At 75.5% G+C, this 15892-nt stretch carries 13 protein-coding genes and 1 tRNA gene; 5 read left to right on the top strand and 9 right to left on the bottom strand.

Annotation, left to right across the window (positions count from 1 at the left end; all coding sequences use genetic code 11):
* Positions 1-33 precede the first annotated feature (33 nt).
* Positions 34-825 carry a fructosamine kinase family protein gene (locus Q0840_RS13235; protein ID WP_298460086.1) on the top strand — a complete coding sequence of 264 codons (792 nt, stop codon included), beginning with the start codon at positions 34-36 and terminating at the stop codon, positions 823-825.
* A 503-nt stretch (positions 826-1328) separates the two neighbouring features.
* Here Q0840_RS13235 and Q0840_RS13240 read toward each other — a convergent pair.
* From Q0840_RS13240 to Q0840_RS13250, 3 genes are all read right to left on the bottom strand, one after another.
* The gene (locus Q0840_RS13240) at positions 1329-1559 is read right to left on the bottom strand and encodes a zinc-ribbon domain-containing protein (RefSeq protein WP_298460088.1); all 231 of its coding nucleotides are present in this window, start codon (positions 1557-1559) and stop codon (positions 1329-1331) included.
* A 132-nt stretch (positions 1560-1691) separates the two neighbouring features.
* Positions 1692-1970, bottom strand: coding sequence for a hypothetical protein (locus tag Q0840_RS13245; protein WP_298460090.1), 279 nt, complete (start codon positions 1968-1970; stop codon positions 1692-1694).
* A 166-nt stretch (positions 1971-2136) separates the two neighbouring features.
* Positions 2137-2220, bottom strand: a tRNA-Leu gene (locus Q0840_RS13250).
* 142 nt (positions 2221-2362) lie between these two features.
* On the opposite strand from Q0840_RS13250, the gene Q0840_RS13255 reads away from it, so the two are divergent.
* Positions 2363-3592 carry an AI-2E family transporter gene (locus Q0840_RS13255; RefSeq protein ID WP_298460093.1) on the top strand — a complete coding sequence of 410 codons (1230 nt, stop codon included), beginning with the start codon at positions 2363-2365 and terminating at the stop codon, positions 3590-3592.
* A gap of 55 nt (positions 3593-3647) precedes the next feature.
* Here the strand turns inward: Q0840_RS13255 and Q0840_RS13260 are convergent, their stop codons facing one another.
* The 3 genes from Q0840_RS13260 to Q0840_RS13270 are packed head-to-tail and all read right to left on the bottom strand — an operon-like array spanning position 3648 to position 9750.
* A complete protein-coding gene (locus tag Q0840_RS13260) occupies positions 3648-7082 on the bottom strand; it encodes an error-prone DNA polymerase (RefSeq protein ID WP_298460095.1) in 3435 nt (1144 codons plus the stop codon).
* Positions 7075-8817, bottom strand: a complete 1743-nt coding sequence (locus tag Q0840_RS13265; protein ID WP_367183131.1) for a DNA polymerase Y family protein — start codon at positions 8815-8817, stop codon at positions 7075-7077. The genes Q0840_RS13260 and Q0840_RS13265 overlap by 8 nt, the downstream gene beginning before the upstream one ends.
* A 6-nt stretch (positions 8818-8823) precedes the next feature.
* A complete protein-coding gene (locus tag Q0840_RS13270; RefSeq protein WP_298460097.1) occupies positions 8824-9750 on the bottom strand; it encodes a hypothetical protein in 927 nt (308 codons plus the stop codon).
* Positions 9751-10028: 278 nt separating this feature from the next.
* On the opposite strand from Q0840_RS13270, the gene Q0840_RS13275 reads away from it, so the two are divergent.
* The 3 genes from Q0840_RS13275 (at position 10029) to Q0840_RS13285 (ending at position 12362) form a co-directional block, all read left to right on the top strand.
* The gene (locus Q0840_RS13275; protein ID WP_298460099.1) at positions 10029-10559 is read left to right on the top strand and encodes a YbhB/YbcL family Raf kinase inhibitor-like protein; all 531 of its coding nucleotides are present in this window, start codon (positions 10029-10031) and stop codon (positions 10557-10559) included.
* Positions 10556-11152, top strand: a complete 597-nt coding sequence (locus Q0840_RS13280; RefSeq protein ID WP_298460101.1) for a YbaK/EbsC family protein — start codon at positions 10556-10558, stop codon at positions 11150-11152. Before Q0840_RS13275 ends, Q0840_RS13280 begins: the two co-directional genes overlap by 4 nt.
* A 94-nt stretch (positions 11153-11246) precedes the next feature.
* The gene (locus tag Q0840_RS13285; RefSeq protein ID WP_298460104.1) at positions 11247-12362 is read left to right on the top strand and encodes a GGDEF domain-containing protein; all 1116 of its coding nucleotides are present in this window, start codon (positions 11247-11249) and stop codon (positions 12360-12362) included.
* On the opposite strand, the gene Q0840_RS13290 is transcribed toward Q0840_RS13285, so the two are convergent.
* The 3 genes from Q0840_RS13290 to Q0840_RS13300 are packed head-to-tail and all read right to left on the bottom strand — an operon-like array spanning position 12346 to position 15882.
* Positions 12346-12960, bottom strand: coding sequence for a GNAT family N-acetyltransferase (locus Q0840_RS13290; protein ID WP_298460106.1), 615 nt, complete (start codon positions 12958-12960; stop codon positions 12346-12348). The two genes, Q0840_RS13285 and Q0840_RS13290, sit on opposite strands and share 17 nt — an antisense overlap.
* Before the next feature lie 2 nt (positions 12961-12962).
* Positions 12963-13853 (bottom strand): RNA methyltransferase, encoded by an 891-nt coding sequence (locus Q0840_RS13295; protein WP_298460108.1) that lies wholly within the window; start codon positions 13851-13853, stop codon positions 12963-12965.
* A 37-nt stretch (positions 13854-13890) separates the two neighbouring features.
* Entirely contained in the window at positions 13891-15882 is a 1992-nt protein-coding gene (locus Q0840_RS13300; protein ID WP_298460110.1) for an ABC transporter ATP-binding protein, read from the bottom strand.
* Between the last annotated feature and the right edge of the window lie 10 nt (positions 15883-15892).

Consider the following 15892-nt stretch of genomic DNA (forward strand, 5'->3'; position numbering starts at 1 on the left):
TCGGCCGCCCCGACGGGTGATGGACTGGGGGCCATGACCGCGAAGCCGGGCGCCGACGTCCACCGCAAGCACCGGTCGGACGCACCCCCCGGCTTCTTCGCCTGCGAGGCCGCGGGTCTGCGCTGGCTGGCGGCGGCCGACGCCGTCCCGGTCGTGCGGGTGCTCGACGTCGCCCCGGACCACCTCGACCTCGAGCGGCTGCGGCCGGCGCCGCCGACCCCGGACCGCGCCCGCCGGCTGGGTCGCGGGCTGGCCGGCCTGCACGACGCCGGCGCGCCCGCGTGGGGCAGCCCGCCGGCAGGCTGGGACGGCGACGGGTTCTTCGGCCCGCTCGACGAGCCGCTGCCGATGCCGGCCGGGAACCACGACCGCTGGGGAGAGTTCCTCGCCGAGCGCCGGCTCGAGCCGCTGCGCACGCTGCTGGCGTCCCGCGGCCGGCTCGGCACCAGCCTGGACGCGGATCTCCACGCCGTCATCGCCCGGCTGCGGTCCGGGGACCTCGACGGCGACGACGTCCCGGCCCGGGTCCACGGCGACCTGTGGTCGGGCAACGTGCTCTGGACGTCGTCCGGCGCGGTGCTCATCGACCCGGCCGCCCACGGCGGCCACCGCGAGGGCGACCTGGCGATGCTCGCCCTGTTCGGTGCGCCACACCTGGCCGACGTCGTCGCGGGGTACGAGGAGGTCCACCCGTTGCGCCCGGGCTGGCACGAGCGGGTCACGCTGCACCAGCTGTACCCGGTGGGGATGCACGCGGTGCTGTTCGGCGGCGGCTACGTGGCGCAGACGCAGGCGATCGCGGCCCGGTGGGGGCACGCGCGCTGAGCCGGCGGGCGCGGTCCGCCCTCACCCGGGAGCCCGGATGCGCGACGGCCCGGTGACCTCGCCATGAGGTCACCGGGCCGTCGCCACGTCTCCAGCATCGTCTGCGCCACCACCCACCGCGCCCGCTTGTCCTTGTCTCGCGCGGCTTGAACCGCCCCCGGCCTGCTTGGGGACTGTCGGTGACGTGCCACCCGGTCCGTGCCCGTCCACCCCTCACCAGAGGTGCGTGACCCGACCGAGCCGATCCATTCGCGGCGGGATGCTGGCACCACCACGCAGACCGGGGAACTGCTGTGCGCCGCGGCTCTCACCGCGACACCCTGCCCATCGACGGGCACACCAGCAGTCTGAGGGGTTCAAGCCCACCGATCCACCGGATATTCCGCCGGCGCCCGCGCCGACCCGCGGCTGAGCGTGCCCGAGGGCTGAGCGTGCCCGAGGGCTGAGCGTGACCGGGTGCTGACCGCGCCCGGTGCCGGCCGCGCCCGGGTGTGAGCCGGCAGTCAGGTCGCGGGGTGGGACTCCAGGACGGCCGGCTCCCACCGGCCGTGGCACACGGTGCACTCCACCGCGGGCCGGGCGCTGCCCAGGGGGATCACCGGGATCCAGAACAGGTGCACCCACGTCCGGGACTCCAGCTGCTCGTACGTGCGCGCGACGAAGCAGGACGGGCAGTGGAAGACGCCGGTGCTGGTCCGGCCGGTGCGCAGTCGGGTGCCGACGAACAGGATCACGTCGCCGAGCGTGCGTGGCACAGCGGTCGACTTGGCGCAGGGCGACCCGGCGCGGCTCTGCGCGCATGACGAGGGCCCCGACCGGTGGGCGGTCGAGGCCCTCGTGGTCGAGGGTGGGGTGGGAGCGAGGGGTCAGACGACCGTCTCGGCGACGAAGCCGCCGTCGGGCGCCGCGGAGACGCTCCAGACGCGGACGTCCTTGCCCCCCTTGCCGTTCTTCTCGTGCACGCGCACGAGGTCGCCGCGCTCGCGACCCTCCCCCTCGATGACGTAGGGGGTGCCGCGCTTGTCGATCGTGATCTCGACCGCACCGACGAAGGCGGACAGGGCCTGCGCGGGTGCGCCGTCGACCTCGGTCACCGGGTAGGGAACCCCGGAGATGACCGGCTCGGGGGAGGTCTTGAAGGTCATGGTGTGCCCCTCACGTGTGTCGCGACCGCAGGTCCGGGGCGCGTCCCGTTCAGGATGACGAGCGGGGTGGGTGGTGTCCAGCGGTACCGCCGGTCGCTGGCACCGGCACGACGAAGGCCCCCGACCTGGCGGGGTCGGGGGCCTTCGTCGTCGCTGTCTCAACGAGTGTCCGGAGGGGGACTTGAACCCCCACGCCCTATACGGGCACTAGCACCTCAAGCTAGCGCGTCTGCCATTCCGCCACCCGGACAGGTGGACCTTCTGGGGAGCATCTCCCCGTCAGGCGCGGCCGTAAAGATAGCACGGTGTGGGGGGCGGGCAGCCACGCCGACCCGGGTGCAGACTGGCGCCGACAGGCCCCCGCCGCACCACTCGTGAAGAGGCTCACCGCCATGACGGACCAGGACACGTCCCTCGCCGGGAGCGACCGTCCACATGCCTCGACCCGTCACCTGGCCGGCGCGAGTCCCGCCGCGCGGCGGGTCGCCGGGGCGCGGCGCAACCCGTCGGTCGTGGGGTTCGAGCAGACCGCCCCGCACTGGCTGCGGGTGCTGGCCGGGATGTCGTGGCGGCTGCTCGTGGTGGTCGCGGCCGTCGTGCTGGTGTTCTACGCGACGTCCCGGGTGCAGCTGGTCTTCATCGCCGTCTTCATCGCCCTGGTGTTCACCGCGGTGCTGCGTCCGCTGGTGGACATGCTCTCCCGGGTGATGCCGAGGGGGCTGGCGACGGCGGTGGCGCTGCTGGTGGGGGTGGTCGCGACGCTCGGGACCCTGGCCTACGTCGGGTTCTCCGTGGCCGGGCAGTGGGACAGCCTGTCGCGGCAGTTCACCTCCGGGATCGACGACATCATCGACTTCCTGCAGGACGGACCACTGCCGGTCACGGTCACGAACGACCAGCTCAACGTGTGGATCGACGACGGCCGCGACTGGGTCGTGGAGCACAGCGGTGAGGTCGCGTCGCAGGCCGCTGCGAGCGCCGGCTCGGTGGTGCTGGTGTTCGGCGCGCTCGCGCTGGCGGTCTTCTGCTCGGTGTTCTTCCTCGCCCGCGGTCACGAGATGTGGGTCTGGTTCCTCAACCAGCTGCCGGCGCGCACCCGGGACACCTGGCAGACGGCGGCCGAGGCGGGCTGGTACACGTTCTCCGGGTACACGCGGGGCACCGTGATCATCGCGGTGACCGACGGCGTGCTGGCGCTCGTGGTGCTGCTCGCGCTGGGCGTGCCGCTGGCGGCACCGCTCGCGGTGCTGGTCGTCATCGGCGCCTTCATCCCGCTGGTCGGCGCACCGGCCGCCATGGTCGTCGCGATGGTGGCGGCACTGGCGGCGAACGGCCCGATCAACGCCCTGCTGGTCGGTGTCTTCATCGCGCTCATCGGGCAGTTCGAGGGACACGTCCTGCAGCCGCTGGTGATGGGCCGGCAGGTGTCCCTGCACCCGGTGGTGATCGCGCTGGTGGTCACCGCCGGGACCATCACGGCCGGCATCCTGGGCGCGGTGATCTCGGTGCCGCTGGTCGCGGTCGCCTGGGCGGTGTTCTCCCGGCTGCGCCGGCTGGACCCGCCGGTGGAGGACGACGACGCCGAGTCCGACGACCTCGAGGTCACGCCGCAGGAGGGGTGACGTTCCCGGTCGCGCCGGCTGGGACGGCAGGGACGGCAGGGACGGCTGCGGCCGATCAGTGGAAGTCACGAGACCGCGTCGGCACCTTCAGGGACAGCGGGGCGAGGTGCTCGGCCACCAGGTTGGTGGCGCCGTCGGCCCGCTCGATCTGACCACGGACGACGAGTGCGGCGGACGTGCGCGCCGCCCGGCGGAACCGCCGCCACAGGCCCGCCGTGCAGACCACGTTGAGCAGGCCGGTCTCGTCCTCGACGGACAGGAACGTCACGCCCTGCGCGGTCCCCGGTCGCTGGCGGTGGGTCACCACGCCGGCGACGGCGACCCGCCGCCCCGGCTCGTGGGCGAACGCGTCCGCGACCCGCAGCACCCCGGCGGCGTCCAGACCGGTGCGCACGTGCTCGGTCGGGTAGGAGTCCACCGACACACCCGTCGCCCACACGTCGGCGACCGCGAGCTCGACGTCGCTCATCCCCGGCAGCGTGGGGGCGGCGACGCCGACCGAGACGCCGGGCAGCGTGTCGGGGCCCTCCTGCGCGAGCGCCCCGGCGGCCCACAGCGCCTCGCGGCGGTCCACGCCGGTCCCGTCCCGTCCGGGAATCCCGGCCAGTGCGCCGGCGGTCGCCAGCGACTCGAGCTGCGCGGTGCTGAGCCGGACCCGGCGGGCGAGGTCGCGCAGGTCCGCGAACGCCCCACCCCGGGCCCGCTCGGCGACCAGGGCGGCGGCGACGTCCTCGCCGACCCCCCGCACGGAGGCGAGCCCGAGACGCACGGCCAGCGCACCGTCGTCGTCGTGCCGCTGGGGACGGACGGGCTGGGGGCGGACGGCCGGCTCTTCGCCGTCGCCGCGGGACGCCAGCGCCTCCGGGGAGCGTTCCGCGCGCAGCGTGGTGCCACCGGTGAGCGGCACCAGCGGCAGCTCGGGACCGACCGCACCGGGGACCCGCTCGAGCCCCGCGTGCACCCCGGACGCCTGGACGTCGGGACGCAGCACGGTCAGCCCGTGCCGACGCGCGTCGGCCACCAGGGACTGCGGGGAGTAGAAGCCCATCGGCTGCGCCGCGAGCAGCCCGGCGTAGAAGGCCGCCGGGTGGTGGGCCTTGAGCCAGGTGCTGGCGTAGACGAGGTAGGCGAAGGAGTAGGCGTGGGACTCGGGGAAGCCGAAGTCGGCGAAGGCCTTGAGCTTGTCGAAGATCTGCTCGCCGGTGTCCCGCGGGACACCCTTGCGCTCCATGCCGTCCAGCAGCCGGGCGTGCAGCGCCTCCATCTTCGCCGTCGACCGCTTGGAGCCCATCGCGCGGCGCAGCTGGTCGGCCTCGGCGCCGGTGAAGTCGGCGACGTCGATCGCCATCTGCATGAGCTGCTCCTGGAACAGCGGCACGCCGAGCGTCTTGCTCAGCGAGCTCTCCAGCAGCGGGTGCAGGTAGGTGACCTTCTCCCGGCCCTGGTAGCGGGCGATGTAGGGGTGCACCGAGCCGCCCTGGATCGGGCCGGGACGGATCAGGGCGACCTCCACGACGATGTCGTAGAACCGCCGCGGCCGCAGCCGCGGCAGGGTGCCCATCTGCGCCCGGGACTCGACCTGGAAGACCCCCACGGTGTCCGCGGCGCACAGCAGGTCGTAGACGTGCGGGTCCTCCTGCGGCAGCTCGTGCAGGTCCAGCGTGATCCCCTCGTGCTCGCGGACCAGGGTGAACGCGTTCTGCAGGGCGCTGAGCATGCCCAGGCCGAGCAGGTCGAACTTCACCAGGCCGGCGTCGGCGCAGTCGTCCTTGTCCCACTGCAGCACGGTCCGCCCGGGCATCGTCGCCCACTCCACCGGGCACACCTCGACCACCGGCCGGTCGCACAGCACCATGCCGCCGGAGTGGATGCCCAGGTGACGCGGGAGCCGCAGGAACCGCTCGGCGAGCCCGAGCACCGGCTCGGGGATCACGGCCATCGACTCGGCCGACTCCGGCCGGTGCGTGGGCACGGTGTCGTGGCGGTCCGCGCCCACGTCCTCGGGGCGGACCGGCGCGGGCGTGGAGTCCCGCAGGCTCCCCCACTGCTCGATGCTCTTGCTCCACGCATCCTGCTGCCCGACGTCGTACCCCAGCGCCCGGGCGGCGTCGCGCACCGCCGACTTGGGGCGGTAGGAGATGACGTTGGCGACCTGGGCCGCGTGCGTGCGACCGTGCTTGGCGTAGACGTACTGGATGACCTCCTCCCGGCGGTCGGACTCGATGTCGACGTCGATGTCCGGCGGACCGTCGCGCTCGGGGGCCAGGAACCGCTCGAACAGCAGACCGTGGCGCACGGCGTCGACGGCGGTCACGCCCAGCGCGTAGCACACGGCCGAGTTGGCCGCGCTCCCCCGGCCCTGGCACAGGATGCCGCTGCGCCGGCAGAAGTCGACCAGGTCGTGGACGATCAGGAAGTACCCCGGGAAGTCCAGCGTCTCGATGACGTCGAGCTCGTGCGCGATCTGCGCGTACGCCCCCGGCACCCGCTCGGCCTCCGGCGGGCCGTACCGGCGCCGCGCCCCCTGCCAGGTGACCTCGCGCAGCCAGCTCGCCTCGGTGTGACCGGGCGGGACCGGGTACGGCGGCAGGTTGGGGGCCACCAGGGACAGATCGAACGCGCACTCGGCCCCCAGGGCGGCCGCGGTCGCCACCGCGCCGGGCCGGCGTGCGTGCCGCGCGAGCATCTCCTGCGCGGAGCGCAGGTGGGCGCCGGCGGTCGCGGGCAGCCAACCGTCCAGGTCCTCCAGGGAGGACCGGGCACGGACCGCGGCGAGCGCCGCGGCGAGATCCGCGTCGCGCGGGGTGGCGTAGTGCACCGCGCCGGTCGCGACCAGCGGGAGCCGCGCCGCGGCCGCCAGCTCCGCGAGGGCGTCGGCGCGCTCGGAGTCCCACGGGTCGCCGGCGTCGGTCACCTCGACGGCGACGTTGTCCTTCCCGAACAGGGCAACAAGCCGGTCCAGCTCGGCCCGCGCCGCCGACCGGCCGGCGTCTCCGGCTCCGTCGAGGCCCCGCCCCTCCAGCGCACGGCGGACCGCTCCCTTGCGGCACCCCGTCAGCACGAGCCACTGCCCGTCCGCCTGCTCGGCGAGCCCCTCCAGCGTGTAGGCCGCCGCCCCCTTGCGCCCGGTGGCCAGGTGCGCCGTGGCGATCGCGCGGGACAGGTTGCGGTACCCGTCGGCGCCGCGGGCGAGCACCAGCAGGTGCGTGGCGCGCGGGTCCGGCACACCGGTGGGTGGGTCCAGGACGTCACCGGCACGGCCGGGGACGGGCAGGTGCAGCTCGGCACCGAACACCGTGGGCAGCCCGACCGTGCGCGCCGCCTGGGCGAACCGCACGACGCCGTACAGCCCGTCGTGGTCGGTCAGGGCCAGCGCGGACAAGCCCAGTCGAGCCGCCTCGGCGGCGAGCTCCTCCGGCTGGCTCGCACCGTCGAGGAAGCTGAACGCCGAGTGCGCGTGCAGCTCGGCGTAGCGGGGGCCCTCAGTCATAGAGCGCCTCGCAGGTCCACTGCTCCTGGGAGCACGACAGCAGCAGTGCCCGGCCGCCCTCGAGGGCCACCTGCAGGTGCACCCGCCGGCGCGGGGTGGCGGTCCACCACCGCTCGACCATCGGCCACGGACCGGCCCACGCCACCAGCCGGTGTGGTCCGGCGTCGACCCCCGGCAGAGCCGTCGCCCCGGCACCGGCACCAGCACCGGCACCAGCACCAGCACCAGCAGCCCAGCACACCGTCGCCGGGGGTGCGCTCATCATCAGCCGCGCGTCGACCCGGACCGGCCGGCCGGCGTCGTCGAGCACGTCGACCACGACAGGCTCGACCAGGACGGTCGCGGGCGCGGGATCGGGCAGCCGCCCCGGCCAGGGCCGGTCGGCCGCACGGTCGGTGGCCCGGGCGTCGCCCCACGGGACCAGGTGGACCTGGTCGCGCACGTCACGCCCACCCTGCAGGGCCGCGACCAGGACGCCGTCACCGCCGAGCAGGCCCTGGACGCGCAGCAGCGCACGGTGGGCGCGCAGGTCCCCGCCGCTCGCCCCACCCCACAGCCGCCCCTGCTCCGCACCGGCCGGGGCGACCTCCTCGGCCGCGACCCCCAGCCGGACCAGCGCCGACGGCTCCGGCGTCCGGCCCGCACCGCCACCGCCACGACCACCGCCGCCCCCCTGGCTGCCCGAGAGCCAGCCCTCGAGCTGCCAGCGGACCCGGTCGGTGATCCGGGCGGCGCTCAGCCCACCGAGCCCCCCGGCGTCGGTCCGCCAGGTGCGCACCAGCTCGTCACCGGACTCGGTCCGCGCGGTGATCCGCAGCCGCCCACAGCTCGCCGAGCGCTCGACCAGCATGGTCTGGAGCTGCTCGGCCAGCCGGCGCGCCGCGAAGGCCGCGGCGTCGACCCGCTCGGCGGGCGGGTCGAGCTCGCACTCGACCGCGACGTCCGGCTCGAGGCGGCGCCGGGTCGGCGGCCGCACGTCCCCGCCGCGCGCGAGCCGGTGCGCCCACGTGCCCAGGTCACCGAACCGGGCCTCGACGTCCGCGGGCGGCAGCGCGGTGAGGTCGCCCAGCGTGGCCAGGCCCAGCCGCCGCAGCAGGTCGACCAGGGCACCGACCTCGGTGACCGCCCGCTCGGTCATCGCGGCGTGGAGCAGCACATCCACCCCGAGCGGGTCCAGGAACGCGCGTGCGCTGCCGGCCGGGACCACGAGGGAGGACCGGGCGGCCAGCACGGCGGCGAGCAGCCCGTCCGCCACGCCGACCTGGCACTCGTGCCCGGTGGCGTGCGCGACGGCGGTCACGAGCCGCTCCGCGAGGACGTGCTCGGAGCCGTGGTAACGGCTGGCCCCGGCTGCGGGGAGCAGCAGCAGCCCGGGACGGGCGATCTCCAGGCCGGCGACCACGGTCTCGACCGCGGCCGCGACCGGTTCGAACGTCCGGGCGTCGCGCCCGTCGTCCGCCGCGAGCAGCTCGAGCCCCGGAGCGCACTCCTGGGCTTGACGGCGGCGCATGCCCCGCCGCACCCCGTGGGCCCGCGCCGTGGCGGAGACAGCGGTGACCAGCCGGCCGTCGTGGACGGCCGCCGGCCGGTGCGCCTCGACCTGACCGTCCACCATCGCGGCCACGACCGGCCAGTCGGGAACCCACAGCACCACCGTGCGGGTCGGGGGGGCGCCGCGCCGGTCGGCGCCGCCATCGGCGGCCGGCACCGACGGGCGCACCGGGGTCAGGGTCACCGCCGCTCACCCCACCAGCCGCAGCGGCTGCACGGTCTCCGGCGCGCGTCGACGGGCGGGGTCGGACGCCTCCGCGCCCGCCCCGGCCGCCCCGGCTCGTACCGGGAGGACCACCTCGGCGCGCGAGCGGTGGCCCGCGCTCCCCCGGCCGCCGCGGGTCACCGCGAGCCGGTACCGGCGCAGGTGGCCGTGCCCCGCGCCGAGCCCGGTCCACTCGACCGGCTCCGCGGTCAGCACCACGTGCGCCCCCGGCCACGTCGCGGTGGACAGCAGCACCGTGCCGCGCTCGCGCGCCCGGGCCGTCAGCCGACGACGCTCGGCGTCCGTGAGCACGGCGTCGTCGCCGACGACGACGAGATCCACGCCGTCGAGCAGCGCCGCGAGCACCGTCGGGGCGTCCGGTCCGGGCCGCGGGACGAGGGCGAGCCGGTCCAGCACCACGCCGGCCTGCTGGGCGGCGAGCAGACCCACCGCCGGCAGGCCGACCACCGCGACCCAGGACCCCTCCTGCGAGGCGCGCGCGACCAGGGCCAGGACGAGGGAGGTGGATCCGGTGACGACCAGCGACGCCCCGCGGCGCAGCGCACCCCCGGGCAGCAGCGGGGCCAGGTCGGGCGCGACCGGCAGGGGCGGCCGGTCGGGATGGGTCAGCGACGACCCTGCCGCCGCAGGGACGGGGACCGGCGCAGCCGCGGTCGGGCCGGGGACGGACGACGTCGCCGTGCCCGCGGCGCTTGTCGAGCCGACAGGTGCGGAGCCGGCAGGTGCGGAGCCGGCAGGTGCCGAGCCGGCAGGTGCGGCACCGGCATGCCTCGACGACGCAGCCGCCGGCCCGGCGCGCAGCCCGCTGCGTGCACCGGTGCGCTGCTCGGCGTGCGCCAGCACCGCCCGCGCGAGGGCGGCGCGGTCCACGCCGTCGAGCACGGTCGTCATGGCACCTCCTCAGCCCTCGGCGTGTTCGAACACCTGTTCGAACACGCTCAGTACACGGCCCGCCGCCGGGCGCTGTCAACCGCGCCCGGCGAGTCGTGGACGACGCCGCCCGGTGTGTCGCCGAGCCGCCGCGACGACGCCCTCGCCGGCACCTCCCCCGGCCCCCGCGGCGTGCGGCCGCGGCCCGCGCCGGGCAGCATGGACCCGCCCCGACACCGGTGGGCGCGCTCGTCCCACCCACCCCACCGGCTGCCGTCCGTGCCACCCGAGGAGCCTGCGTGGACCTGAACCGCCCGATCGCCCCGGACCCGTACAGCGGGCTGCCCGCCGTCCCGTCCTTCACCCTGACCAGCGACGACGTCGCCGACGGCGTCGAGATGCCGGCCGCCCACACCGCCGACGGCGGCAGCCGGTCCCCCGGCCTGAGGTGGCACGGCTTCCCCGCCGGGACCCGCTCGTTCGTGGTCAGCTGCTTCGACCCGGACGCCCCCACCCCGGCCGGCTTCTGGCACTGGACCGTGGTCGACCTGCCGGCCGGCACGACGTCACTGCCGGGCGGCGCCGGCGCACCCGACGCCGCCGACCTGCCGGCACCGGCATTCGCCACCCGCAACGACGGTGGAACCACCGGCTACACCGGGGCCGCACCGCCGCAGGGCGACCACCCGCACCGCTACGTCTTCGCCGTGCACGCCCTGGACGTGGAGAGCCTGGACCTCACGCCCGACGCCACCCCGACGGCCGTGGCGTTCAACGCCCTGTTCCACACCCTGGCCCGCGCGACGCTCACGCCCACCTTCCGGCGATGACGACCGGCCTACCCGCCGCCCACCCGCCGCTGCGCTGGCTGCGCGCCGTCGACCACCCCGAGCTCATGGCCACCGGCACCCATGCCGCCCTGCTCGGGTGGGCGGCGGTCCAGCCCGAGGTCGCCGACGCCGTCGCGGTCGCCGAGATCGATCCCGACCTCGCGGACACCGCCGCCCTGACGGCGGCCTACGCCCTGCCGCCGGGCGCGTCGGCGAACTGCGTGCTCGTCGCCGGCCGCCGCGCCGGCGAGGAGCGGGTGGCGGCCGCCGTCGTGCTGGCGACCACCCGGGCGGACGTCAACACCGCGGTCAAGCGTCTGCTGGACGTGCGCAAGGCGTCGTTCCTGCCCACCGACCGCGCCACCGCGGAGTCGGGCATGGAGTACGGCGGGATCACCCCGGTGGGCCTGCCCGAGACCTGGCGGGTGCTGGTCGACTCGCGTGTCGTCGCGGTCGACGCCGTCGGCGGCCCGGGACAGCACCCGGCGGTGGTCGTCGGAAGCGGGATCCGCGGCTCCAAGCTCAGCCTGCCCGGGGCACTGCTCGGCCACCTGCCCGGTGCGGAGGTCGTCGAGGACCTCGCCGTGGGCTGAGCCCGCTGCGGCAGGCGGGTGACGTCCGCGTGCCGGACGACGCCCCTCCCGCTCGGCCGCTCAGGCCCGGTCGGCGCCGTCCGAAGGGGACGGCATGAGGTCCGACTGGTCACCACCCCCGCTGCACGGAGCGCGCGCGCGCCGCCTGGACGCGCGGATCAGCGGGGCCATGACGGTGCTCGGCTCGCTGACCGCCGTCCCGTTCGCCTACGAGAGCCCCTACCCCGGGCTGCTCTACTCGTTCGCCGCCCTGTGCGTCCTGATCGGTCTGCTGATGCTCGCCGGCGCTGCGCGGGTGCGACCGTGGGCGCTGTCGGCGGCCAGCGTCCTGGGGGCGGTCGGCATCACCAGCGTCGCGGTGCACGCCCCGGACGGGTTCACCCACGCGAGCGGACCGATCCTGTACGTCATCCCCGTGCTCCAGGTCGGGCTGCTGCGCAGCGGCCGGGAGGCCTGGCTGCAGCTGACCTGCGCGCTGACCGCCTACGCCGTCGGGCTGCACGTGGTCGGCTTCGACCTGCCCGGCATCGGGTTGACCACCCTCCCGGTCCTGCTCGCGCTCGCCGTGCTGAACGCGGCGGTGCTCCTGCTCCGCGACCGGGTCGACCGGCTCGTGGGCGAGGTGGACCGGCTCATCCGCGAGCTGCGGCACCAGGTGCGCCACGACGCGCTGACCGGCCTGCTCAACCGCCAGGGCCTCATCCAGCACGCCGCCAGCCCCGACGTGCTGCTCGTGGGGAGCCTGCTCCTGATCGACGTCGACCACTTCAAGCGCATCAACGACGTCAGCGGTCACCTCGCCGGCGACGAGGTCCTGACCCAGCTCGGCGCCCTGCTCGCGGCCGTCCTGGGACCGCGCGAGACCGCGGTGCGGGTGGGCGGCGAGGAGTTCCTGCTGATCCTCGCGACCACCGACGCCGCCGCTGCCGGCGCCCGGGCGCAGGACCTGCGCCGGCACATCAGCGCCACGCTGCGCACGCCCGACGGCGATCCGGTCACGGTCAGCGTCGGCGTGGCGTCCGGGGATCTCACGAACCAGTTCACCGAGCTGTACCGGCAGGCCGACGACGCGCTGTACCGGGCCAAGGCGCGCGGTCGGGACCGGGTCGAGCTGGCCGTCCCGGGGCCGGCGGGCAGCACCGGGCCGGGCGCCGACGCCGTCGTGCCCACCGCACGGGACCGGCGCACGACCGTCAGCGGGGCCGGCTGACGCCCGACGCGGCCTCGCCGTGCGCGGCGAGCCACTGCGGGCGCAGGGCCGCCATCATCACCTCGTCGACGCGCTCGCCGTCGAAGACCAGCGCCGCGCGGCGCACGCCCTCGACCACGAACCCCGCGCGCTCGTACACGTGCCGCGCGCGGGGGTTGACCGTGTAGACGCCGAGCTCGACCCGGTACAGGTCGGTGGCCGTGAACGCGTGCGTCAGCACCAGCCGGGTCGCCTCCGATCCCAGGCCGCGGTCACGCCCGAGGGGTCCGACCAGGATGCGGAAGTTGCAGGACTGGTTCTCCGGCTCCCAGTGGTTGAGCACGACCTCCCCGACGCACCGGTCGGTCGCCCGGTCGACCAGCGCGAGGTCGAGCCGGTCGCCGGCATCGGCGCGGGTCTCGTACCAGCGGCGGGTCGGCTCGTCCAGGTGCGGGTCCGCCTCGGCCGCCTCGGCGGTCGTGTGCACGCTGCCCGTCAGCCGCCGCACGTCCGGGTCGGCCAGCACGGGTCCCATCGCGTCGATGTCGGCCGGGGTGAACGGACGCAGCACGGCGCGCTCGCCGACCAGGGTCGGCTTGGCGCTGAGGTCGGTCGGCACGGTCAGACCGTAGCGGTCCGGTCGCCGCCGGCCGGGGACCCGACGGGCCGGTCCGCGGCCGTGCGCGTCGCCCAGAACGCCACCGCGGAGGCGGCCGCGACGTTGAGGGAGTCGACCGCGCCGGCCATCGGGATCCGCACGACGACGTCGGCGGCCGCGACCGCTCCCCGGGACAGCCCGTCCCCCTCCGTGCCGAGCACGAGCGCGAGCCGCGCGGGCGGCTGCGCCGCGAGGTCGTCGAGGGTCACGGCGTCGTCGGCGAGGGCGAGCGCGGCGACGGTGAACCCGTCGTCCCGCAGGTCGGCCAGGCCACCCGGCCAGGACGTCAGCCGGGTCCACGGCACCTGGAACACCGTCCCCATTGAGACGCGCACCGAGCGCCGGTACAGCGGGTCCGCGCAGCGTGGGCTGACCAGGACGGCGTCGACGCCCAGCGCGGCGGCGCTGCGGAAGATCGCCCCCACGTTCGTGTGGTCGACGACGTCCTCGAGCACCGCCACCCGCCGCGCGCCGGCGCCGCCACGGGCCGCGGCGAGCAGGGCGTGCGCGTCCGGCAGCGGCGGGCGGTGCATCGCGGCGAGGGCGCCGCGGTGCAGGTGGAAGCCGGTGATCTCCTCCAGCACGGGCTCCGGGGCGACGAAGACCGGCACGTCGCCGTCCGGGCCTGCGCCGACCTGGTCCAGCAGGTCGGCCAGGTCCGGCAGCCACCGCTCGGCCATCAGCAGCGACCGGGGCCGGTGCCCGGCGGCGACCGCGCGCCGGATGACCGTGGAGCTCTCCGCGATGTACAGACCCTTGGCGGGCTCGTGCTTGGCGCGCAGCGCGACGTCGGTCAGCCGGGTGTAGTCGGCGAGGCGGTCGTCATCGGCGGTGGTGAGGTGGTGGATCGGCACGTCGGCGATCCTCCCAGGCGCTCACCGCCCGGCGTGCCTACGGGCTCGGGGCGGCCGCCGCGGCGAATTGGCTCGCGTACAGCTCGGCGTACGCACCGCCCGCCGCCAGGAGCTCGGTGTGGGTGCCGTGCTCCACGATCGAGCCGTGGTCCATCACGAGGATGACGTCGGCGTCGCGGATCGTGGACAGCCGGTGCGCGATGACGAACGACGTGCGGCCCGACCGCAGCGCCGCCATCGCGCGCTGCACGAGCACCTCGGTGCGCGTGTCCACCGACGACGTCGCCTCGTCCAGCACGAGGATCGGCGGTCCGGCCAGGAACGCCCGGGCGATGGTGAGCAGCTGCTTCTCCCCCGCGCTGACGTCCGAGCCCTCGTCGTCCAGCCGGGTCGCGTACCCGTCCGGCAGGGTGCGCACGAAGCGGTCGACGTGGGTGGCCCGGGCCGCCTCGACCATCGCCTCGTCGGTCGCGTCCGGCGCGCCGTAGCGCAGGTTGTCCGCGATCGTGCCGCCGAACAGCCACGTGTCCTGCAGGACCATCCCGACCTGGGACCGCAGCGCGTCGCGGGTCATGTCCCGGATGTCGACGCCGTCCAGGGTGATGCGTCCGCCGTCGATCTCGTAGAACCGCATGAGCAGGTTGACCAGCGTCGTCTTGCCGGCCCCGGTGGGGCCGACGATCGCCACGGTGCTCCCCGGCTCGGCGACGAGCGACAGGTGCTCGATCAGCGGGGTGTCGGGGTCGTAGCGGAACGAGACGTCCTCGAACGTCACCCGTCCGCGGACGGGCAGGGCCGGGACGACGGGCTGGTCGGGATCCGGCTCCTGGTCCGGGGCGTCCAGCAGCTCGAACACCCGCTCGGCCGACGCCACCCCCGACTGCAGCAGGTTCATCATCGACGCGACCTGGGTCAGCGGCTGGGTGAACATGCGCGAGTACTGGATGAAGGCCTGCACGTCGCCGAGGGTCATCGCCCCGGAAGCGACCCGCAGGCCGCCGACCACGGCCACCGCGACGTAGTTCAGGTTGGACAGGAACCCCAGCGCCGGCTGGATCGTGCCGGAGATGAACTGCGCGCGGAAGCTCGCGTCGTACAGGCGCTCGTTGCGGTCGCGGAAGGTCGCGATGGCCTCGTCCTGCCGGCCGAACACCTTGACCAGCGCGTGACCGGTGTACATCTCCTCGATGTGGGCGTTGACCTGACCGGTCCAGGACCACTGCGCGACGAACTGCGGTTGGGAGCGCTTGGCGATCGCCACCGTCACCACGATGGACAGCGGCACGGTGACCAGGGCGACCAGGGCCAGCAGCGGGGAGATCCAGAACATCATCGCGAGCACACCCACCACCGTCAGCAGCGCCGTCACCAGCTGGGACAGCGTCTGCTGCAGGGTCTGGGCGACGTTGTCGATGTCGTTCGTCACCCGGGAGAGCACCTCCCCGCGCTCCTGGCGGTCGACGTAGCTCAGCGGCAGCCGCGAGAGCTTGCCCTCGACCGCCGCGCGCAGCCGGTACGCGCTGCGCTGGACGACGTCGGTGGTCAGCCGGCCCTGCGCCCAGCCGAACACGAAGGCGCCCACGTACACGCCCAGGACCGCGAGCAGCACGGCGGCCAGCCGCCGGGTGTCGACCCCCTCGCCCGGGACGAGGCTCATGCCGCTGACCAGGTCGGCGAGCTGGTCCTGCCCCTGGGCGCGCAGCCCGGCGACCGCCTCCGCCTGCGTGCTGCCGACGGGCAGGCCACGCCCCACGAAGCCCTCGAACACGATGTCGGTCGCGGTGCCGAGCAGCTTGGGGCCGGCGACGGCGAGCGCGACGGCTGCGAGCCCGAGGAGCACCACGAGGGTGATCCGCAGCCGCTCCGGCGCGAGCTGGGCCAGCAGCCGCCGCCCGGACCCGGTGAAGTCCATGGACTTCTCGGCCGGGACGCCCAGGCCGGGGCCGAAGCCGGGGCGCGGCGGCCGCCTCGGGACCCCGGCGCCCGGCCCCCGGCCGGGCGCGGCCGGACCACCCCCGGGCGCTGGCACTGCACCGGGA

The sequence above is a fragment of the uncultured Cellulomonas sp. genome, assembly GCF_947494015.1.
GTDB lineage: Bacteria > Actinomycetota > Actinomycetes > Actinomycetales > Cellulomonadaceae > Pengzhenrongella.